This window comes from Faucicola osloensis, from assembly GCF_020041925.1.
Taxonomy (GTDB): Bacteria; Pseudomonadota; Gammaproteobacteria; order Pseudomonadales; family Moraxellaceae; genus Faucicola; species Faucicola osloensis_D.
The window spans coordinates 2,045,306-2,066,542 of the sequence record NZ_CP083409.1 but is presented as its reverse complement, the minus strand read 5'-3'; the positions used below and the strand labels follow the sequence as shown (position 1 = coordinate 2,066,542).

Genomic DNA, 21,237 nt, shown 5'->3' with positions numbered 1-21,237 from the left:
TTAAAAGTTGCGATAACACACGCATCAGCGTATAATCTGCATTTATACATTTGACTCATAGATATAGGTATTATGGCAAAAAAAGACGATGTAATTGAATTTGAAGGCGAAGTGGTCGATACTTTACCTAACACATTATTTAAAGTGCGTTTAGAAAATGGGCATGAAATTATTGCGCATATTTCTGGAAAAATGCGTAAAAACTATATTCGTATCTTAACAGGCGATAAAGTTAAAGTTGAAATGACACCTTACGACTTATCGAAAGGACGTATCACTTACCGCGGTCGATAGGTGTTTAGCTAGACATAGTCAGTAAAAAGAGGGTGTTAACTCATTGGGTTAACACCCTCTTTTTTTCGTGACTGCTCAGGTCAATAAATTCTTACAAAAATGTGATTCTATGGTTGTCAATTGTTAAAATTTTGATTATTCTTTGACTGACGAAAGGAAGGTATTACGTCAATTTTAATTTACTGATAAGTTTTTGTTAAATTAGCTGTTAGACGTAATGATTAAAATCAAACAGGGAGCTTCACATGTCATTTAAAATTTCTTCTCTTGCGCTAGCCGTTGCTACGCTTTCTACTGTTTCTATCGCAAACGCCGCCGGTTTAGACCGCTCTACCCAACCAAGCTGGGCTTTTACCGAGCAAGGTACTTTTGCCTACGTTGAGCACATTGCTATCGATCCAACAATCGAGGGTAAAGATAACGCAAAGGTTGCGACAACTGACGCAGACTTTGCCGCTGGTCGCAATGTCCCTGATATGGCCGATGACTACCAGTTTTTAAATTTTGGGGCAAAAGCCGATGTCAATGACACCATCAGCGTAGGCGCATTTTTTGATCAGCCTTGGGGCGCCGATGTTGAGTTTTCTGGCGATAACAACTTTGTTGGTGCACCAACTGCGGTTATTGACTCTTTAGCAACTCCTCAAGTTTATCCAGGTGCTACACAATTATTGCGTAGCCTTACAAGAAATCAAACTGCTACAGTTAGCAATATAACAGAGCTGAATAATACATTAGCTCTTGCGAAGTCCACACTAGATACACTTGAAAAAGCTGGTGCTACTGGAACCCCCGATTATAAAAATCTTTCAGCCACCTATAACGCTTTAAAAGCCCCAACTGATAGTTTTAATAATCTCTCAAAAGTTACAGGTGCAACCAACGTTTCTATCAGCAGCCAAAATTTCACAGGACTGTTGGGGGTAAAACTGGGGGAAAAGAAAAACATTCAAATCTATGGTGGTCCTACGATTCAGCGTTTAGAAGGTGATGTTCACTTACGTGGTAACGCTTATAAAACTGCCTCTGGGTATGATGCAAATATTACGCGTGATACGGCTTATGGCTGGATGGCTGGGATTGCTTATTTAAAACCTGAAATTGCCCTCAAAGCCGCGTTAACCTATCGCTCAGAAATTGACCATGATGTTACTCTGACGGAAAATTTTCCTGCACTTGGTGCAGCGGGTGTCGGAACCAATGAAATTACTATCACCACGCCAAAATCTGTTAACTTAGATTTCCAAACAGGTATCAATCCAACAACCCTTTTAACTGCAAAAGCACGTTGGGTACCTTGGAGCGATTTTGCCATTAAACCAACAATCTATGGTAAAGCAAGCGGTTTAAATTTGGTTGATTATTCTAAAGACGCTTGGACTGCTGAAGTCGGTCTAGGTAAGAAACTATCACCACAATTAGCTATTTCGGGCGCTGTGGGTTATGACTCAGGTGCAGGCAATCCCATCACTTCTCTAGGACCTGTGGAAGGTAACTGGAATGTGGGCTTGGGCGCAAAATACAATTTGACACCTGAATGGGCTGTCTCAGGCGGCGTTAAATACTTAATGTTTGGTGATGCCAAAGCAAAACTACCCGATGGTAGCATTGTTGGCGATTTCCAAGATAATGATGGCTGGGTATACGGCGTACGTTTATCCTACCAAAAGAAATAAGCTAACTTTCAATAACATGAAAGCCAATCTGTTCATCAGGTTGGCTTTTTTATGTGTCTAGGTAATCAATTGTTACACAGTAAGCCATTAATGATTATTACATAGGTGCCGCTTCAACAACATATTGTATGGTTTAATTTGCAAGATTGGTCAGTGCTATTGTGAGATTACCAATGCTTGGTACCGTGACGCCATTTACTTTTTTTGGGTAAAGTTTGGCTTTTTGCACTTGTTGGCAAATAAATTTATCCACCTCTGGATCACCCGATGTTTGCGTAATCCTGCATTTTTCCACGTCACCTTTGGCATTGACATTAAGTTTTACTTGCAGGCTTGATAGCTGTTTTAGTGTCACAATGCGGGATAAATTGGGTGGTAAGTGTGTGTTCGGTCTTTTCTGCCAACTTGCCTCCGCATTGCCAAAGGTGATGGGTGTTGCTGGTTTTGGTGACGAATTAATAGTTGGGACAGCGGCGATAGCTGAAATAGCTGGGCTAACGGGCCGATTTGGCGTTTTTTTTATTTGAGGAGACATTGAATCTTCAGATGATTTAGCACGCTCATCGTGAGTTATAGGTTTTAAAGCCTCATCGGCATTGGTATGGCTTTGGTTGGTAGCAGCAGATTTGATAGTAGCTGAGTTGGGTTGAGCAAGAGATTGGTTATTATTTGAACTTATGTTGCGTTCTATTTGCGCCGCTTGCTGTTGTTTATATTTGGCGTTATTTTCACGCGCGTTCAGTAATGGCTGGCTAGGAATATCTTGTGATTTTTTTTGAGATTGAGTTTGGCTTCGGCTTTGACTTGCTATAGATAACGGAGTTGTAAGTTGACTGGGTTTTTTTTGGCTAGTCAAATGATCTATCGTTGGTCTGAGTTCAATTGGCTTGTGGCTACTACTTTTTGCTGGGTATTCCACCAGTTTAGCGGGTGTAGGGTTTGGTGTTGATAACGGTTTTTCCTTAATATCAGCTGCTTGTGTGTTATCGCTAAGATAAGGTTGTTTGGCAGGGTCTGCATGATGGATAACCACAGGCGGTTGTGAATGGTAGGTCTGCGAGGTGTGAGGCCTCAGCTGGATAAAGCTAATTTCGAGCGCCTGTGTAGTTTGTGGTTTGATCTTTAATGGAGTTTGGTACTGAAAAAATAGATACAGCAGCAGCCCATGTAACGCGGTAACGATGCCGACCACCACTACCCTAATATATAGTTTTGACGATCTGTTATCAGATGATGAGGTAGACAGCATAACAGGGAAATCGCTTGATACACGCTTTAATTGTTGGAGATGACATTGCCATCTTAATATAATTGTGCCATAAATCAAATAGTTAGTTTGCTATTTGATGTTGGGTGCACCTGTCATTAATGAGTCTTTAGCGTTATTTTTTAATTTGCTGCTACGGCTATTACCTTGACAGCGCTTTGAGCAATAAATGACATTCACCCAATCTTTTTCCCATTTTTTTCGCCAGGTAAATGGACGCTGACACACTGGGCAGATTTTGCTCGGCAAATCAGATTTTTTAACGGTTTTATTAGAATTTTTCATCTTACCTTTCTATAGATTTACTTAATCGCTGGCTATTTAAAGCATGTACATCTATGAGCTATCCATTATCTAGTTTAGTTGACTTTTTATGTGGGTCATTGCACATTTTTGCAACGGCATGAGTGGTGTTTTACCGTTATGATAGCGCAATAAACCTGAAAAAATGTCTTGGGAAGCCAAGCCTTTGTTGACATAATACCCTAACGATAAACTGTTGTATTGGGGTAAAGATAATGAGCAGCAAAACGAACTTGATGTGGTTTCGCCAAGATTTGCGCACCTTTGACAATACCGCTTTTGCGGCTTGCTGTGAGCATGCACAGCAAAACCATGCTGGCGTCATCGCCGTAGTTTATTTGACACCCAAGCAATGGCAATCACACCGCAAATCGCTGTGGCAAATTGACTTGATACTGCGGCAAATCCGCGCACTTGAGCAGAGTTTATCTCAGTTGAATATTGGTACCATCATCAGAGTGGTGGATGATTTTGCCTTGCAGGCGACGGACGTACTTGAGCTTTGCCAGCAGCTTGCTATAAGCCATTTATTTGCCAATTTGGAGTACCCGGTGAATGAAGTTGCCCGCGACCAGTATATCGCCCAACAGGCGCAGTCGTTGGGCATAGTTACCCAATGGTTTGATGATAGTCAGGTGATTGCCCCTCAGCGTATCGTCACCGACAAAGGTATGCCGTACAAAGTCTTTACCCCTTTTTACAAGCGTTGGCTTGCGATGGTTGAAACTGGCGGCTTAACCCTATCGCCCATCCCTGCTACCATGGCTATAAATACCATACAACTCGCCAAAGACAGCCGCAATACCAATACCAATACCAACACCAATGACTATATAACGATTGAAGCATTTTATCGCGCTTATCTTACCCCCACCGCTGCGCTTGATAAACAACTCAATCACGTGGGTAAGTTAGCACAATGGTTATACCCTGCCGGTGAAGCGGCTGCCCAATCACGACTGGATGATTTTTTAAAAAAAGATATCGCTGATTACAATACCGCCAGAGACGTGCCCGCTTTGAATAATCACTTGGGTGCGACCAGTCGTTTATCGCCCTATCTGGCCATCGGTATGCTATCGCCCAGATTATGCTATCTCAAAGCCAGACAAAAGCTGAACAGTCAGCAAGGACTGGGAAGCGAGAAAGACATCATGCGCTGGATTAGCGAACTGGCTTGGCGCGATTTTTATTATGATGTTATGGTTAACCGTCCAGATATCGTTAAAGGCAAGGCGTTTTTGACCCCACTCGATGAATCTGTGGCTTGGCGCTATGACCTAGCCGACTTTGAAAGCTGGTATCAAGGTAAGACCGGCGTGCCGCTGGTGGATGCAGCGATGCGCTGTCTCAATAGCACAGGTTTTATGCACAATCGGCTGCGTATGGTGGTGGCGATGTATCTGAGCAAAAACCTACTGATCGATTGGCGTTGGGGTGAGGCGTATTTTATGCAGCATTTGGTAGATGGTGATTTTGCCAGTAATAATGGCGGATGGCAATGGTCAGCTTCCGTCGGTACCGATGCCCAGCCTTATTTTCGGGTGATGAATCCATTTAGTCAGGCGGCAACGCATGACCCTGACGCCACCTATATCCAACACTGGGTACCCGAGCTTGCAACAATGCCAGCTAACATCATCAACGATGAGCAAAAACTCCAAACCTACCTAACACAACATCCCCACATCGCCTATTCAAAGCTTGCCACTCCAACAAAAGTATCGCGAGCGATGGCGATTGAGGCATTTAAAAAAACAGTTAAGTAATTGCTATCGTTAAGTATTTTTTAATTGCTGATATAAATCATGATAAATATACTACCCACTTAATTTAGGCTCATAAAAAAACCACGTTAAAGTGTTAACGTGGTTTTTTTAAAACATTTATGACTAATCAGGTAACGCATAGGCAACCATATAGTCACCCATCTTGGTGCCAAACGAGCCATGCCCGCCTGCCATGATGACCACATACTGTTTGCCATTAATCTCATAAGTCATTGGCGTGGCTTGCCCACCAGCCGGTAAACGCGCTTCCCAGAGTTTATCGCCGTTGCTGACATTAAAGGCACGGATATAATTATCCTGGGTCGCCGCGACAAACATCACATTTCCCGCTGTCGAAATCGAACCACCCAGTCCGGGTACACCGATTTTTAATGGCGGTAACTGCATCAGTTTTGGTAAGCTATCACGGATAGTACCGATACGTTTTTTCCATACGATTTGATGCGTGGTCAAGTCCACTCCTGCCACATATCCCCAGCCAGGTTGTTTACAAGGTAATCCCACAGGTGATAAGAAAGGTTTAATTTCAACACCATAAGGCGCGCCGTACATAGGCTGGATGCCTTGTTCAGTGCCTGCGCCTTTTTCTTTTTGTGGACGGTTAGGATCTTGTGGAATCAAAGTACTGACGAAAGGTAACGCTAAAGGATTCATCACCGCGACTTGGCGATCGGGATTGACTGAAATACCGCCCCATTCAAATACCCCTAAATTACCTGGGAAAACCAAGGTACCGTTTTCTGACGGTGGCGTGTAGATACCCTCATAATTGAGTGATTTAAAATACGCACGGCAGTATAGCTGGTCAAACATGGTCGCGCCCCACATATCTTTATCCTGCAGCGGATTCGGTGGCGCAAGGTTTAACTCAGAAAATGGCTGGGTGGCAGAGTATTTTTCACCTTTGGTTTGGTTACCGCGTTTGACCGTTTGTGGCACGGCGCGTTCTGTCACCGGTACCACAGGTTTACCCGTACGGCGGTCAAGGACAAACACATTGCCCGTTTTGGTGGTGACATAGACAACAGGCGTGGTTTTGCCCGTTTGGTCGGTCAATTCTGCAATGGTTGGCTGCGACGGTACGTCCATATCCCACAAGTCGTGATGCGTGGTCTGGAAGCTCCACAGCACTTTACCTGTGGTGCCATTGAGCGCAACAACCGAGTTGGCAAAACGCTCTTGTAGTCGGTCACGATTACCGCCCCAAATATCTGGCGTACCAACACCGACAGGCACGTATACAACGTCGGCTTGGCTATCATACGCAAGCGGTGCCCATGCATTTGGCGAGTTGTGTACAAATTTTTGCCCAGGTGCTGGAATGGCGTTGGGGTCTTCTGCGCCTGTGTCAAACACCCACATCAATTTACCGGTATTAACATCATAGCCACGGATAACGCCCGAAGGCTCTTTGGTAGAGAGGTTGTCAGTCACAGACCCACCGATAACAATCGTCGTACCTGTCACTACAGGCGGTGACGTTGGGTTGTAGCCACCGGGATATGGGTATGGCATATCTTGTTGCAGATTGACTTCACCATTGGTACCAAAATCGCTACAACGTTGACCCGTATCTGCATTAACGGCGACTAAGCGACCATCATTGACCGGTAAAATAATTTTACGCGGGCAAAGCGCCGATTGGGTTTGGCGCGCTTGCAAACTGGCAGCATTTTTACTGACATTGGCGTCATCGTGATACGATACCCCACGGCAAGTCAAATGTTGGAAGGTTTTGTCTGATTTGAGTTTCGGATCAAAGCGCCATTTTTGTTTACCTGTAGCGGGGTCAAGCGCAATCAAAAACTGATGCGCGGTACAAAAATATAAGGTATTGTTGACTTTAAGCGGGGTGACTTCGTTGGTGGTTTCCCCAGAATCATTGGCGGTTTTAAAGTCGCCAGTACGAAACGTCCACGCTTCTTTAAGATTTTTGACATTGCTATCATTGATCTGGGTCAAAGGTGAATAGCGTGTACCTTCAGGCGTACGTCCGTAATCGGCCCAATCGCCCGGAGCAATGCCTGCCAGTGGTTTTGGCGTAGGCTGCGCGCGGGTGATGGTACCGTTGATTTCTTGGGGATCATGAAAAGCGGCATAACCCATCAACACAAAAATTGATAAAATGACTAAGCCTAAGCTATGTCGAACCGGGGTTAGCCAAGTATGATCAAAGAAAGTTGCTTTAGGCGTCGATGATGGAGTCGTCTGGTTAATTGGCTGATGAGATTTAACATAGCGGGTGATATGTGGTAACCATAGCCAAATCCCCATAAAGGTTAAAATATCCAGTCTAGGTGCGAGTGCCCAAAAATCGCTGCCCACTTCCCATAATGACCATACCGCTGTCACAACTAATAAAGCAGCAAACAGCCAAAGCGCTAATGCAGCGCGTTTTTTAAGTAACACCGCCGTGGCTAATATCCAAAGACCGGCTACCAAGTAGTACCACGAGCCACCCAAACTAATGAGATAAATCCCGCCCAGCAATAATACCAAACCTATAATGGCAAAAATCGCCATCGTGATATAGGGTGGTTTTACCGTATGGATTGCTGACGTAGATATATTGTCATGAGTGTTTGTCATATCACCCTCCTTATTTTCCCGTGATTATAGAGCGGGCTATTCACTCTTTAATGCTACAGACTTGTAGCGTAATGTTGGTAATTGGTAAGTTAACCTTTCTGATGAATAATTACTTGTTTTATACCTACAAAATTTATTACTTTGTTGCATAAATTATTTTTTAACTATCAACTTTTATTGAATGTGAAAAACTTTTAACCAAGTTAATTTTCGGCAACCTCAAAAAATACACAGCATCACTAGCTTCACTGAATCTATATTAGGGAATTTTGAAGTCGCTAATATCAAATCTCAGCGCTGCCAATAAAAAACGGTTAGATACTCTCTAGCCGTTTTTTATTCAAGTAAAAACTTAAAATGAATAAAATTCATCATTTTTAAATTTTAATTCGTTTTTATTCATCTTCATTTTAGCGTATAACTGTCTTTGTACTTTTAGCAGTGACGATTTTTAGTAATCGTAGTGTGCTAAAAGAAAATTTTTTGCGCGACTGTTACGGAGATTATAGACATGACTTTACCGATTGATTGTCATATCAAAACCATTGCATTTGATGAAAACTACCAACCTGCCAAAGATACTAGGCTGACTACCAACTTTGCCAATCTGGCACGGGGTGAACACCGCGAGCAAAACTTACGCAATACCCTGCAAATGATTAACCGTCGATTTAATGACTTGGCAAATTGGGACAATGTGACTGGCGACCGCTATCAGGTCGAGCTTGAGATTGTCTCTGCCAATCTTGAGATAGCGGGTACGGGAGACAGCTTTCCGGCTATTGAGATTTTAAAAACGGTTATCTTTGATACCCAGACCCAGCAGCGAATCGATGGCATTGTGGGGAACAGTTTTTCTTCCTATGTGCGCGATTATGACTTTAGCGTATGGCTGTTGGCGCATAACAAAAACCAACCATCGTTTAGCGTGCCCGAGCGGTTTGGGGATTTGCATGGTAAATTGTTTGATTATGTGCTGAACTCGCCTGCCTATCGTGAGCAATTTAACAAACCCCCGGTGATTTGTCTGAGTGTGTCGACCACCAAGACTTATACCCAAACCGCCAATTGTCATCCGATTTTGGGCACTGAATATGTACAAGACGCATATTCGCTGACAGATGAGTACTTTAGCAAAATGGGGTTATCGGTGCGTTATTTTATGCCGCCAAAATCAGTGGCACCTTTTGCGTTTTATTTTAAAGGTGATTTGCTCAATGACTACACCAACCTTGAGCTTATCAGCGCGATTAGCACGATGGAAACGTTCCAAAAAATTTATCGTCCTGAGATTTATAACGCCAATACCGTGGCAGGTCAAAGTTATCAGCCCAGTTTAAACCATGAAGATTATTCACTGACCAAAATCGAGTATGACCGTGAAGAACGTAGCCAGCTGGCGATTCAACAAGGTCAATACACAGAAACCCACTTTATCAAACCCTACCAAACCTTGTTACAAGAATGGTTAAATTCCCAAGTAGCTTAATAAGTCGCTTAAGCAGTTTTGCTGACACCAAACAATTAAAGAGAAAACAATGACTACACTTTTTCCAACATCAACGGCAGGTAGCCTGCCTAAACCAAGCTGGCTTGCTGAACCTGAACAACTTTGGTCACCTTGGAAGCTAACAGACAGCGCGCTTGTCCAAGGCAAACAAGACGCGTTATTGGTATCATTGCAGCAGCAACTAGCGGCAGGCATTGATATTGTGAGTGATGGCGAGCAAACCCGCCAGCATTTTGTCACCACATTTATTGAGCATTTGGATGGGGTTGATTTTGCCAATCGCGCTACGGTAAAAATTCGCAATCGCTATGAAGCGAGTGTGCCGACTGTGGTGGGTGCGGTGTCGCGCCCGCAATCGGTATTTGCTGAGGACGCCAAGTTTTTACGTCAGCACACGGACAAGCCTATCAAATGGGCGCTACCTGGACCCATGACCATGATTGATACCTTAAGTGACCAATACTACGGCAGCCGCGAAAAACTGGCTTGGGAATTTGCCACCCTACTCAACCAAGAAGCCAAAGAACTCGAGGCGGCAGGGGTCGATATTATTCAATTTGATGAGCCTGCTTTTAATGTATTTTTTGATGAAGTTAATGATTGGGGCATTGCGGCACTCGAACGTGCCATAGAAGGGTTGAAATGTGACACTGCCGTCCATATCTGTTATGGTTATGGTATCAAAGCCAATACCGATTGGAAACAAACCTTGGGCAGTGAATGGCGACAGTATGAAGCCATCTTCCCCAAACTACAACAATCGGCGATTGATATGGTGTCGCTAGAATGTCACAATTCGCGCGTACCGATGGAACTTATCGAATTGATTCGTGGCAAAAAAGTGATGGTGGGCGCGATTGATGTGGCGACGCATCAGATAGAAACGCCTGAGCAAGTGGCAGAAACGCTGCATAAAGCCTTGCAGTTTGTGGATGCTGAAAATTTGTACCCTTGTACCAATTGCGGGATGGCACCGCTACCCCGTCATGTGGCACAAGGCAAACTGTTTGCCTTAGCACAAGGCGCCAAGCTCGTCCGAAATGACTATTTAGCCACGCATCAATTGGAAGACCTAATAATTTAAAAAGTACTTTGGAAAGAAACAATGGTTGACGTTACTGATTTTAGAAATGCCATGTCGATGTTATCGGCTGCGGTCAATGTGGTCACTACCGATGGCCCTGCAGGTCGTCATGGCTTTACTGCATCGGCGGTGTGCAGTGTAACCGATACCCCACCGACCTTGCTCGTATGCATGAATACCGCCTCACGCTCGTATGAATATTTCGTGCAAAACAAGGTATTGGCGGTGAATGTGCTGGCTGATCATCATGCACCATTATCTGCGGTTTTTGCCTCCAAACTTGAAGCGCAAGCGCGCTTTGAGCATGGCACATGGCATACCTTGATGACCCAATCACCGATTTTGGACAATGCGTTGGTGAGCTTTGATTGCCAAATCGAGCAAATCCAAGAAGTCGGCACACATGGGATTTTTATTTGTCGTATCGAAGCCATACAACAAGGCAAAGACCAAACAGGCTTGGTGTATTTTAACCGTGAATACCATGCCGTCAATAAAATTAAAGTCGAAACGCCCAGCCAACCATAATGCCAAGCACCGAGTCAGATTTTCTACAATCCAAGCGATTTAATGCTAAAGTAGTCATTCTTATCAATAGGTAGACAATTTAGGATGAGTGATGGCGATTATTAAGTCTTTGTTGGACACGGATTTATACAAATTTACCATGCTACAAGTGGTGCTACACAAGTTTCCACAGACGCATAGCGTATATGCGTTTCGCTGTCGCAACCTTGAAGACACCGCCTTTCCCCTATCAACGCTACTCGATGAAGTCAATAGCGAGCTCGATGCGCTTTGTGAACTGCGGTTTACAGCCGATGAGCTGCAATATCTTCGTGGTCTGCGCTTTATCAAAAGTGACTTTGTTGATTATCTTGAATTATTTCAACTCAAACGGCGTTTTATCAAAGCGACCATTGATGCCGAAGGTCGATTAGACATTCGTATTGAAGGCCCGATGATTCAGGCAATGATGTTTGAAATCTTTGTGTTGGCGATTGTCAATGAACTGTATTTTAGTCACCTTGATCAACAATCGGCTTGGCAAGTCGGTGAACAACGGCTAAACGATAAAATCATACTGTTACAAGACTATCGTCGCCAAATGGCGGCTTATGACGTTCCGTTTTTGGTATCAGATTTTGGTACGCGTCGACGTTATAGTGTTGCTTGGCAAGAGCAAGTGATTGAGCGGTTGGTGGCAGTGCCGGAAATATTTCGCGGTACGAGCAATGTGTATTTTGCCAAACAGTTCGGTATCACCCCGATTGGCACAATGGCACATGAATTTCTGCAAGCCTTTCAGGCACTCGATGTGCGTTTGCGTAATTTCCAAAAAGCGGCACTTGAAGCTTGGGTTCAAGAATATCGAGGTGACTTAGGTATTGCGTTGACAGACGTGGTTGGGATGGACGCTTTTTTGCGAGATTTTGACTTGTATTTTGCCAAACTATTTGATGGGCTGCGTCATGACAGTGGCGACCCGTATGAATGGGGCGAAAAAGCCTACGCGCACTACCAACGACTCAAAATTAACTCAAAAACCAAAATGTTAAATTTTAGCGATGGATTGACGCTGCAGAAGGCGTGGGCGCTGTACTTGCATTTTAACGACCGTTTTCAACTTGGGTTTGGTATCGGGACTCACTTGACCAATGATATGGGACAAACACCGCTCAACATCGTCCTTAAACTGGTTGAATGTAACGGGCAATCGGTTGCTAAAATATCAGACAGCCCGGGCAAAACCATGACCGACAACGATACCTTTTTGGCATATCTGCGCCAAGTATTTGATATCGCCGAGTAAAAGTCCTAAAGCGCTAATTACAAAAACCAATAAGCTAAATCAGCGCGTTTAATTTCACGCCCAATCATGGCAACGTATGCCATGAATTTGGATGATTGAACTATTATTTAATATCTAAACACCAATACTTGGTAGTCACATAATCTTCAATGCCATATTTTGAGCCTTCACGCCCAAAGCCTGATTGCTTCACACCCCCAAACGGTGCGACCTCCGTGGATAACAGCCCCGTGTTTTGGGCGACCATACCGTATTCAAGCCCCTCACAGACCTTCCACGAGCGCGCAACGCTTTGGGTATAGAAATACGCTGCCAGTCCATAAATAGTGTTGTTGGCATGGGCAATCACCTCATCATCGCTATCAAAAATAAACACCGGGGCAACAGGGCCAAAAATCTCTTGGCTAGCAATGTCCATGTCATCGGTGATACCCGTGATAACGGTTGGCTCAAAGCTTAACGCCGATGCCGCATGTTTTTTACCCCCAGTTACAATTGTCGCGCCTTTGTTGACCGCATCTTCAAGTAACTGCTCGACTTTTTCTAATGCACCTTGGTTGATGAGTGGACCGATATTCACGCCCTCTGTCATACCATTACCGACTTTTAGTGCTTCGACTTTCTGTTTGAAGATGGCTAAAAATTTATCCTTGATACTTGCTTGCACATACACGCGATTGGCACACACACAGGTTTGTCCAGCATTACGGTATTTGGATGCAATAAGCCCACTTGCTGCTTTTTCTAAGTCCGCGTCATCAAAGACGATAAAGGGCGCATTGCCACCAAGCTCCATCGAAAGTTTTTTGACCGTGGACGCGCATTGTGACATCAGCACGCGACCAACTTCGGTAGAACCGGTAAAGGATAATTTATGGATACGTTCATCTTGGGTGAGCACTTCGCCAATGACAGATGACTTGCCGGTGACGATTTGTAGCAAGCCTGCAGGTAAGCCTGCTCGTATGGCAAGTTCACCCAGTGCTAATGCGGTCAAAGGTGTTTCAGTGGCAGGTTTGACAATTATGCTACAGCCAGCGGCTAAAGCAGGGGCAACTTTGCGGGTAATCATGGCGGCGGGGAAATTCCACGGGGTAATCGCTGCGCATACGCCAATCGGTTGTTTTAACACCATGTAGCGTAGGTCTTTGTTGGTGCTAGGGATGATGTCGCCATAGATGCGTTTGCCTTCTTCGGCAAACCAGCGGATAAAGCTATTGGCATAGCCGATTTCACCGCGAGATTCGGTGATTGGCTTGCCTTGCTCAGCGGTCATGATGGTTGCTAAGTCTTCTTTATTTTGGTCGATTAAATCCGCCCAGTTGTTTAAAATAGCTGCGCGCTCGTTGGCGGTTTTTTGTGCCCAGTCTATTTGCGCTTTATGAGCAATGGCGACGGCGTCGATGACTTGAGATTTTTCTAGACTGGGTATGGTGGCAATCACTTGGTTGTCAAATGGATTGGTGACATCAATGGTAGTACGATCCGTTGCATCTACCCATTGGTTGTCGATGAGGGATTGGGTTTTGAGTAAGGTTTGGTCTTTGATTGGTAGCATCAGGAATTCCTGTTCGTTATGTTGTTATGAGGATATTGAGAACTTTTTTATGATAAGGGAGTCAATGCCGTTTATTATAAGCTGATAACAGCTACCTACAATAGCGTCATTATGTTGCAGCAGCTGTCTAGGCGGTAAAAATTGCAGTAAAGATTAGATAGTAAATGGCATAAATAATTGGATAAAAATGCAAACCGAGTCGGTTACGTCAACTCGGTTGTGATTCTTTCATCGCATTTGAGGCTACTGACTCAGCAGCAGCGGTATGCCTTTGACTGCATGAGTCTGTGAAAATTGCCGCTGCTTAAAAGTTTTTCTTGGAAATTTTTCTTGGAAATCTTTCTCACTGCGCTGTTGGCAAATGCCGCTGCATAAAATCATTGACCTTATTAAAGGTGGGATAAAACGACTGTAAGGGTGCTGCCAGACCAATGACGACGCCTGCATGAGTGGCAGGGACTTGCACCCGTTCCACGTTGCCGCCTGCTTGGGTCAGCGCTTTTTGTAAGCTATCAGCATTTTGTGGGTAGACAAGCCTGTCTTTACTACCTGTCACCAACAAATGCGGGGGTACATCTTGGCGGATATGATACACAGGCATTACTTGTTGGCGCGTGCTATCAGCTGGAAAGGCAACTTTAGTAGTACCGCTACGAAAATCATAATCATACGGACCTGCTAGTCCAATCACGCCTAATATTGCCTTGTTGGGAATGCCGGTGGTTGTCCAAAAACGGTTATCATCCACCGCAGATACCACATTAAACGCCCCTGCAGAATGCCCCATGACAAACAGCTGATTAGGATTGCCGCCATATTGGGCGATATTGCGATACACCCAACCCATGGCGCTGGCTGTATCGAGCACATAATCTGGGAATACGTTTGCAGGAGCTAAGCGATAATCCACCACCACTGTGGTGTAGCCCGACTTGGCAAACTGCTTACCGACAAAGCCATAGGTTTGACGTTTGCCATGTTGCCAGCTACCCCCGTATACAAATATCAACACAGGGTGACGCTGACCGTCTGCAGGGGTATAAATATCGAGTTGTTGCCGGGTATCTGTGCCATAGGCAATATTTTTGATGGTTTTAATATCATTTGACACAGTGATAGTGCTATCAGTTTTTGCGGCGATTGGTGCGTTTTTTGTCGTCATGCTATGACAGCCTGTTAAACTTAACCCCACAAGGGCTATAACCGCAGCAGCCCCAAGTTTGTATTTATTGAAGCGGACGGTGGCGGATGGCGGGTTTTTTGTAGCGTGGGTCGATGAATTCGGCATAGGTTTCTCTTTGTTAAGTATTTCTCTTTTTTAAGCAATGACGTTTTTAAGTCAGGACGTTTTTAAGTCAAAACGTTAAATTTGAAATGATTAAACATTTATGTAAGAGAATGGCTTTTTGCTAAGTATAATCGCTTATAAGCGTTAATCAAATGCCTGCTGTAGTGAATGAATTGGTAACAGCGGTAACCTTATGTTGGATATCGTTATGTGTAATGCTATTTATTATTTAACCTACACCAGTAAAATCATTTGATTAACTTTCACATGTTTGCGCTTCTTTAATAATAAAAATCCAGTAATATTGTGGTGTTGATTGTTGCACTGGACTTAGGACCTGAGACTTGAAAATTAACATTGAGCCTCTTCAATTTTGAAAAAAAATACTATTGCGCTGTGCATCCCTGGCCTGTTACATAAATGGCATTCTACATAAATTTTTCAACCAAAGATATGTCAAACTTGGCTTTGGTAATCTTGTTTGCTTGCGCCAAAGCAATATCTGCATCAGTAGGCCCCGCCCATTGACACGCTTGCTGATAAAATAACGATAAGATAGTTCTAAATCCTGCTGTATCCGCATCGTTCAACGACATTGTCAATGCACTTTGTTTATCACCACCAAAAAACTGATCAAAAAAGTGAATCATGGTTAAGGTTAAAGCCTGATTGGTTTCTGCCCTGCGAGCTAATAGCCCAAAACCACGGGATTTTGATGAATTATGATGCTGATGAATCCTCTGCTTGACACTGTGTAAAATTTGGCTACCCAATAATGGTGAAAATTGCGCCATAAAACTATCAATCAGTAACTCAAAGGCGGCTATTTCGCTAGATATTGCGTCAGGTTTTTGGTTAGCGATAGCTATTTGACTGGATGATGGGTGAGTTACTGGCCTATTTTGCCCCAAATCAGGGATATCATGGGTTATTGGTTGGGAGTTGACTGCACCCATTTGATAATCACTCAGCGCTTTCATCAAACTTCGACGGATATTTGAGCGATATTCTTTGGTTTCGTTGTCTTGCGTAATTTCATGGACAAAACGCTGGATTTGGTAAGGCGTAATATCGGCATAATCTTTATGAAAGATGTCCATGGCTTTACGTATATCAGCATCTTTTAAAAACGGTGTTAACGCAGATTTGATAGTAGCTTCTTTGTTCATGACGGTGCCAAATATTTAAAGTTAATAAAATTACAATTGACGCAAATGACTGTATTGGGTCGGGTACCTGTGACGACAGAGCAGACAGGCACCGCAAAAATTTAAAACTAGTGCCGCTCACTTAGCGTTTGCTGACTAAATAAGCTATCTTGGAATTCAGGGTAAGCCCCTTCGGCATGTTCGGTAAAGTCGAGCCCGCGTTGCTCATGCTGTGCAAGTACGCGAAGACCGATGGTTTTTTCAATCACAAAATACACCACCATACCCAGTCCAAACGACCAGACAAACATTGCTCCGATGCCCATCAGCTGGACGATGATACGATGGGTGCTGAATAAATCACCTTCATAAAACAGCCCTGCAGCCAGCGTACCCCACACACCGCCGCCCACATGCACGGCAACGGCATACACCGCATCATCCATTTGAACATTATCCAATAACCGCTTCACCGCCAAATACGCCAAACATGCACCACTACCGGTAACAATCGCATACACAGGTGACATGGTCGCACAGCCTGCGGTAATGGCGACCAACCCTGCAAGGCTGATATTGACCGTATCACTCAATAAAATCGCTTTACGCATCACCCCTGAAATCACCAGATAAGCCGTCACCGCACTCACCCCTGCTAGGTGGGTATTTAGCATGATTTTGCCCAAATTGCCTGAGCTGGTCAGTGTAGAACCTGCATTAAAACCAAACCACGCTAACCATAGAATAAAGCCGCCCAATGTGACAAGCGTGAGATTATGACCGGCAATCAAACGCGGCGTGCCATCAGGGGCAAAGCGACCAATACGCGGTCCAAGCACGATAATACCCGCGAGCGCTAACCACCCACCGACAGAGTGCACCACTGAAGATCCGGCAAAATCAATAAATCCAAGCTGGGCAAGCCAGCCTTGACCGCCATAATAACCACCCCATGCCCAACTTGCTACGACTGGATAAATCAGTCCGCAAGTCATCAACGTACCAATCAGATACCCTGAAAATTTAATGCGCTCCGCCATCGCACCACTGGCAATGGTGGCGGCGGTGGAAGCAAACATCATCTGAAAAAACAAATGTGCCCATTGCATATTGCTAAGCTGCTCTGGTAAAAACTCGCTTTGACCCACGTAACCTGTGGGGTTGTTGCCTGCCATCAAACCATAGCCCAAGATATAAAAAATTAACCCGCCAATCGCCATATCGGTGTAGTTTTTCATCAACACATTCACGGTATTTTTACTACGCACTGAGCCTGATTCAATGAGCGCAAAGCCCGCCTGCATAAAGAACACTAGCAAACCGCCAATAACCACCCACATCACATTTTGGTAGTCATATAGCTGCTCATTGGTGGGCGTCGCAGCGTACACCGAGGAATGCTGATAAAAAACCATCACCGATAATAGCCATTTATAGGTTTTCTTAAGCCGTTTACTGGTATGCCGTTGAACCGTATTGTTTAACTTTCTCATGAAACTTTTGCCCCTATGCCCTTATGCCCTCGATAAAAAAATATCGCTCAAGTATTAATCAGTTTTGCCAAGACAGCGAATGCAAATTGTGTACCAAATAAGAAAATAATTAAAAAATAGCGGGTTTTGAAAGCGCATAAAAAAGCGCTTTAAGCCGTGGTGACTTAAAGCGCTAATGGCTGATGGCTATTAGGACTCGTTATCTGAAGTGTTACCTGTTTTATGGATATCTTCAGTGGGATTGCCTTCTGTCACCGTACCATCATTGGTGGGATTATCGTCCTGCGCTTTTGGATTAAAGGCTTTATTACGCGCATCGGCATTTTCAAGCCACAGCGCGTTTAAAATCGCCAATAATACCGCAAATCCCAATCCTAATATCCACGCAAAATACCACATTGTGTTCTCCTATTAAGTTGCCTTGATTTGGGTCAGTAAAGTGAATGCTCTTGCTCTCGAACATAAGCCTTGGTTACTTTACCGCGCATCACGTTATATGCCCAGCTGGTGTAGCCTACAATCATCGGTAATAACACCCCCACGACAACCAACATAATCATCAAGGTGAGATGACTCGATACACTGTCCCAAACCGTCAAGCTTGAACGTGGGTCGCTAGAGGATGGCATGATAAACGGAAATAATGCCACCCCTGCGGTCATAATCACACTAAGCACAGCAATACTGGAGGTGATAAATGCGGTCAAGGTTTTACGCGCTTTTAACAATATCGCCGTGACAATCGGCATGATGACACCAAGTACAGGGAATGCCCAGGCCAGCGGATATTGATGATAATTTGCCATCCATGCGCCCGCTTGACGCGTCACCTCTTTATTGAGCACATTTGGCAAGGCTTGGGGGTCAATGTGGCTGGTGATATGATAGCCGTCAATCGATTGTATCCAAACCCCTGCCAGCACAAACAACACCGCCATCACCAGGCTACTGATAGCAGCGTAGTTAATGGTACGATTTTGTACCTCGTCAATGGTGCGATGCGCCAAATACGCTCCCCCTTGCATAATCAACATAGACGCACTAATCAACCCACACAGTAGGGCAAATGGATTAAGCAATGCCCAAAATGAGCCTGTATAAGTCGATACCAAATGGTTGTTAAAACTAAAGGGGACGCCTAAAAACAAATTACCAAATGCCACGCCAAATACCACAGCCGGGATAAATGAACCGACAAACAACCCCCAGTCCCACGCTTTGCGCCAGGTTGGATTGTGTATCATACTGCGATATTTAAATCCCACCGGGCGGAAAAATAACGCCCACAACACTGCCATCAACGCCCAATAAAAACCGCTAAAAGCAGTGGCGTACACCATCGGCCATGCCGCAAAAATCGCGCCACCTGCCGTGATAAACCATACTTGGTTACCCTCCCAGTGCGGACCAATGGTATTGATAATCACCCGGCGCTCTTCATCATCTTTGCCGACAAAAGGCAGTAACGAACACACGCCCATATCATGCCCATCCATGATAGCAAACCCAATGAGCAGCGCACCGACCAATAACCACCAAATAATTTTGAGTGTTTCATAATCAAACAACATGATTCACCTCGGCTTTATCATGGGGCAAATTTAATGAAGGACTCACATGAACCTTGTGAGTATCTTCGCCATAGTATTTGCCTGTACCTAGACTCGCAGGTCCTTTACGGGCATATTTCACCATCAAGTACATTTCAATCATCAGCAGCACCGTATAAAAACCAACAAATCCCGCCAGCGAGGCATACACATTCGCCACGCTAATGTTGGAGGTTGAAAAGTACGTTGGCAACATGCCATAAATCGTCCAAGGTTGACGTCCATACTCAGCAACAAACCAACCAAATTCAGCAGCAAGCCAAGGCGCAGGGAGCATCAATAATGCCCAACGTAACAGCCAAGGTTTTTGGATAAAGTTATCTTTGACACTTGACCAAAGACTAATAGTAAACAATGCCAACAATAAAAAGCCCAAACCTACCATGGCACGAAATGACCAAAACATCGGGATAATAGGTGGAATGGTGGCATCGGTGGCTTGTTTAATCATTGCCGGCGTGGCTTTGCTGACATCAGGCGAATAGCGTTTGAGCAATAACCCAAAGCCCAAGTCTTTTTTTACCTTTTCAAATTCAGCCACTGTGACAGGATTTGGGGTTGAACCTGGGGGCGCACTGCGTAATTGATCCAGTAGCACTACCGCTTTTTGACCATTGATGATGCGTTTTTCATTGATGATTTTGATGTCATGGATGCCCAAAATCGGGGTATCTAGTGAGCGCGTCCCGATCAAGCCCATCACATACGGAATTTGTACTGCCCAGTTGTTTTTTTGCTCGGCTTGGTTGATATCTGCAATCAAATTAAAACTGGCAGGCGCAGGCTCGGTTTCCCACATCGCCTCTATCGCTGCCATTTTGGTTTGCTGTGCCAAGCCAATGGAATATCCCGACTCATCGCCCAGCACGATGGTGCTACAAATCGACGCAAAACCAAATGCCGCCGCGACTTGAAAGCTGCGTTTGGCAAATTCGACATCGCGTTTTTTGAGCAGATACCACGCTGAGATGGCAAGCACAAAGGTCGCTCCCACCGTATAGCCGGCAGAGACGGTATGCACGAATTTGTTTTGCGCCTCAGGGTTAAACAATACTGCCGCAAAATCGGTCATTTCCATGCGCATGGTTTGGTAACTAAACTCTGCGCCAACTGGATTCTGCATCCACCCATTGGCGATCAAAATCCACAATGCGGATAGATTGGTACCCAGTGCCATCAACATAGTCACCAGTAAATGCTGTCCGCGTGACAGTCTATCCCAACCAAAGAAAAACAGTCCGACCATGGTCGATTCTAAAAAAAACGCCATCAAGCCTTCAATGGCAAGCGGCGCCCCAAAAACATCACCGACATATTGTGAGTAGTACGCCCAGTTGGTACCAAACTGGAATTCCATGGTGATGCCGGTGGTGACACCCAAGGCAAAGTTGATGCCAAACAGTTTGCCCCAAAAACGCGTCATGTCTTTCCATACTTCTTTGCCTGTCATCACGTACATAGATTCCATGATGACCAGCAGCCACACCATGCCCAGTGTGAGTGGTACAAATAAAAAATGATATAACGCCGTGACTGCAAACTGCAGACGGGAGATATCGACGAGATGTTCTGTTATCATGTTGACTCCTTGGTTTGACAACCAATTCAGATGTCAATTACCCTCATACGTGGTTAAAAAAGGGTAATGTTTTTATTTACAAACATTATATAAATCTATAAATTATTTGTCATGTGGCATAATGTCGCACCTGACTACAAAATACTATGATTAGTATTGCCTTGCTGCTACCATTTTCTCATACCCTGTCAAAGATGGTAATCGTTGAATGAGTGATAGTCGAATAAGTGATAGT

17 protein-coding genes are annotated in these 21,237 nt (G+C 44.5%); 7 read left to right on the top strand and 10 right to left on the bottom strand.

Annotation, left to right across the window (positions count from 1 at the left end):
- The first annotated feature begins 72 nt into the window (after positions 1-72).
- Both infA and LAJ61_RS09180 read left to right on the top strand, forming a co-directional pair.
- On the top strand, positions 73-294 hold the full coding sequence (infA, locus tag LAJ61_RS09185) for a translation initiation factor IF-1 (protein ID WP_007116282.1): 222 nt from the start codon (positions 73-75) through the stop codon (positions 292-294).
- 245 nt (positions 295-539) lie between these two features.
- Positions 540-1,970 (top strand): outer membrane protein transport protein, encoded by a 1,431-nt coding sequence (locus tag LAJ61_RS09180; RefSeq protein ID WP_224053660.1) that lies wholly within the window; start codon positions 540-542, stop codon positions 1,968-1,970.
- A gap of 133 nt (positions 1,971-2,103) precedes the next feature.
- Here LAJ61_RS09180 and LAJ61_RS09175 read toward each other — a convergent pair whose 3' ends face one another.
- Together LAJ61_RS09175 and LAJ61_RS11240 are read right to left on the bottom strand one after the other, a co-directional pair.
- Positions 2,104-3,297, bottom strand: coding sequence for an energy transducer TonB (locus tag LAJ61_RS09175; protein WP_224053659.1), 1,194 nt, complete (start codon positions 3,295-3,297; stop codon positions 2,104-2,106).
- Between the two features lie 12 nt (positions 3,298-3,309).
- Positions 3,310-3,522, bottom strand: coding sequence for a DUF2256 domain-containing protein (locus tag LAJ61_RS11240; protein ID WP_224053658.1), 213 nt, complete (start codon positions 3,520-3,522; stop codon positions 3,310-3,312).
- Between the two features lie 233 nt (positions 3,523-3,755).
- On the opposite strand from LAJ61_RS11240, the gene LAJ61_RS09165 reads away from it, so the two are divergent.
- A complete protein-coding gene (locus LAJ61_RS09165; protein ID WP_224053657.1) occupies positions 3,756-5,309 on the top strand; it encodes a cryptochrome/photolyase family protein in 1,554 nt (517 codons plus the stop codon).
- 123 nt (positions 5,310-5,432) lie between these two features.
- Here LAJ61_RS09165 and LAJ61_RS09160 read toward each other — a convergent pair whose 3' ends face one another.
- On the bottom strand, positions 5,433-7,919 hold the full coding sequence (locus tag LAJ61_RS09160; RefSeq protein ID WP_409034964.1) for a glucose/quinate/shikimate family membrane-bound PQQ-dependent dehydrogenase: 2,487 nt from the start codon (positions 7,917-7,919) through the stop codon (positions 5,433-5,435).
- Between the two features lie 511 nt (positions 7,920-8,430).
- Here LAJ61_RS09160 and LAJ61_RS09155 point away from each other — a divergent pair.
- The 4 genes from LAJ61_RS09155 (at position 8,431) to pncB (ending at position 12,326) form a co-directional block, all read left to right on the top strand.
- Positions 8,431-9,408, top strand: coding sequence for a DUF1852 domain-containing protein (locus LAJ61_RS09155; protein ID WP_224053656.1), 978 nt, complete (start codon positions 8,431-8,433; stop codon positions 9,406-9,408).
- A 49-nt stretch (positions 9,409-9,457) separates the two neighbouring features.
- Entirely contained in the window at positions 9,458-10,513 is a 1,056-nt protein-coding gene (locus LAJ61_RS09150) for a methionine synthase (protein ID WP_224053655.1), read from the top strand.
- A gap of 21 nt (positions 10,514-10,534) precedes the next feature.
- Positions 10,535-11,041: a flavin reductase gene (locus tag LAJ61_RS09145; protein ID WP_099833746.1), complete on the top strand. Its 507-nt coding sequence runs from the start codon at positions 10,535-10,537 to the stop codon at positions 11,039-11,041.
- A gap of 91 nt (positions 11,042-11,132) precedes the next feature.
- Positions 11,133-12,326: a nicotinate phosphoribosyltransferase gene (gene pncB, locus LAJ61_RS09140; protein WP_224053654.1), complete on the top strand. Its 1,194-nt coding sequence runs from the start codon at positions 11,133-11,135 to the stop codon at positions 12,324-12,326.
- A 103-nt stretch (positions 12,327-12,429) separates the two neighbouring features.
- Here the strand turns inward: pncB and LAJ61_RS09135 are convergent, their stop codons facing one another.
- The 7 genes from LAJ61_RS09135 to LAJ61_RS09105 form a co-directional block, all read right to left on the bottom strand.
- The gene (locus LAJ61_RS09135) at positions 12,430-13,884 is read right to left on the bottom strand and encodes an NAD-dependent succinate-semialdehyde dehydrogenase (protein WP_224053653.1); all 1,455 of its coding nucleotides are present in this window, start codon (positions 13,882-13,884) and stop codon (positions 12,430-12,432) included.
- 343 nt (positions 13,885-14,227) lie between these two features.
- A complete protein-coding gene (locus LAJ61_RS09130; protein ID WP_224053652.1) occupies positions 14,228-15,172 on the bottom strand; it encodes an alpha/beta hydrolase in 945 nt (314 codons plus the stop codon).
- A gap of 428 nt (positions 15,173-15,600) precedes the next feature.
- The gene (locus LAJ61_RS09125; protein WP_224053651.1) at positions 15,601-16,341 is read right to left on the bottom strand and encodes a hypothetical protein; all 741 of its coding nucleotides are present in this window, start codon (positions 16,339-16,341) and stop codon (positions 15,601-15,603) included.
- A 107-nt stretch (positions 16,342-16,448) separates the two neighbouring features.
- A complete protein-coding gene (locus LAJ61_RS09120; protein WP_224054843.1) occupies positions 16,449-17,735 on the bottom strand; it encodes an ammonium transporter in 1,287 nt (428 codons plus the stop codon).
- A 267-nt stretch (positions 17,736-18,002) separates the two neighbouring features.
- The gene (gene cydX, locus LAJ61_RS11230) at positions 18,003-18,212 is read right to left on the bottom strand and encodes a cytochrome bd-I oxidase subunit CydX (RefSeq protein ID WP_135889256.1); all 210 of its coding nucleotides are present in this window, start codon (positions 18,210-18,212) and stop codon (positions 18,003-18,005) included.
- A 32-nt stretch (positions 18,213-18,244) separates the two neighbouring features.
- Complete coding sequence (cydB, locus tag LAJ61_RS09110) at positions 18,245-19,381, bottom strand: cytochrome d ubiquinol oxidase subunit II (protein WP_224054842.1); 1,137 nt, start codon at positions 19,379-19,381, stop codon at positions 18,245-18,247.
- The gene (locus LAJ61_RS09105; RefSeq protein ID WP_224053650.1) at positions 19,374-21,002 is read right to left on the bottom strand and encodes a cytochrome ubiquinol oxidase subunit I; all 1,629 of its coding nucleotides are present in this window, start codon (positions 21,000-21,002) and stop codon (positions 19,374-19,376) included. The genes cydB and LAJ61_RS09105 overlap by 8 nt, the downstream gene beginning before the upstream one ends.
- Positions 21,003-21,237 lie beyond the last annotated feature (235 nt).

Excerpts from the sequence above, each read along its gene's own strand:
- LAJ61_RS09125 (WP_224053651.1), bottom strand. The coding sequence starts at position 16,341 with ATGAACAAAGAAGCTACTATCAAATCTGCGTTAACACCGTTTTTAAAA.
- LAJ61_RS09105 (WP_224053650.1), bottom strand. The coding sequence starts at position 21,002 with ATGATAACAGAACATCTCGTCGATATCTCCCGTCTGCAGTTTGCAGTC.
- LAJ61_RS09135 (WP_224053653.1), bottom strand. The coding sequence starts at position 13,884 with ATGCTACCAATCAAAGACCAAACCTTACTCAAAACCCAATCCCTCATC.
- LAJ61_RS09150 (WP_224053655.1), top strand. The coding sequence starts at position 9,458 with ATGACTACACTTTTTCCAACATCAACGGCAGGTAGCCTGCCTAAACCA.
- pncB (WP_224053654.1), top strand. The coding sequence starts at position 11,133 with ATGGCGATTATTAAGTCTTTGTTGGACACGGATTTATACAAATTTACC.
- LAJ61_RS09130 (WP_224053652.1), bottom strand. The coding sequence starts at position 15,172 with ATGCCGAATTCATCGACCCACGCTACAAAAAACCCGCCATCCGCCACC.
- LAJ61_RS09155 (WP_224053656.1), top strand. The coding sequence starts at position 8,431 with ATGACTTTACCGATTGATTGTCATATCAAAACCATTGCATTTGATGAA.
- LAJ61_RS09165 (WP_224053657.1), top strand. The coding sequence starts at position 3,756 with ATGAGCAGCAAAACGAACTTGATGTGGTTTCGCCAAGATTTGCGCACC.
- LAJ61_RS09145 (WP_099833746.1), top strand. The coding sequence starts at position 10,535 with ATGGTTGACGTTACTGATTTTAGAAATGCCATGTCGATGTTATCGGCT.
- LAJ61_RS11240 (WP_224053658.1), bottom strand. The coding sequence starts at position 3,522 with ATGAAAAATTCTAATAAAACCGTTAAAAAATCTGATTTGCCGAGCAAA.
- LAJ61_RS09120 (WP_224054843.1), bottom strand. The coding sequence starts at position 17,735 with ATGGTTTTTTATCAGCATTCCTCGGTGTACGCTGCGACGCCCACCAAT.
- LAJ61_RS09180 (WP_224053660.1), top strand. The coding sequence starts at position 540 with ATGTCATTTAAAATTTCTTCTCTTGCGCTAGCCGTTGCTACGCTTTCT.
- infA (WP_007116282.1), top strand. The coding sequence starts at position 73 with ATGGCAAAAAAAGACGATGTAATTGAATTTGAAGGCGAAGTGGTCGAT.
- LAJ61_RS09160 (WP_409034964.1), bottom strand. The coding sequence starts at position 7,919 with ATGACAAACACTCATGACAATATATCTACGTCAGCAATCCATACGGTA.
- cydX (WP_135889256.1), bottom strand. The coding sequence starts at position 18,212 with ATGTGGTATTTTGCGTGGATATTAGGATTGGGATTTGCGGTATTATTG.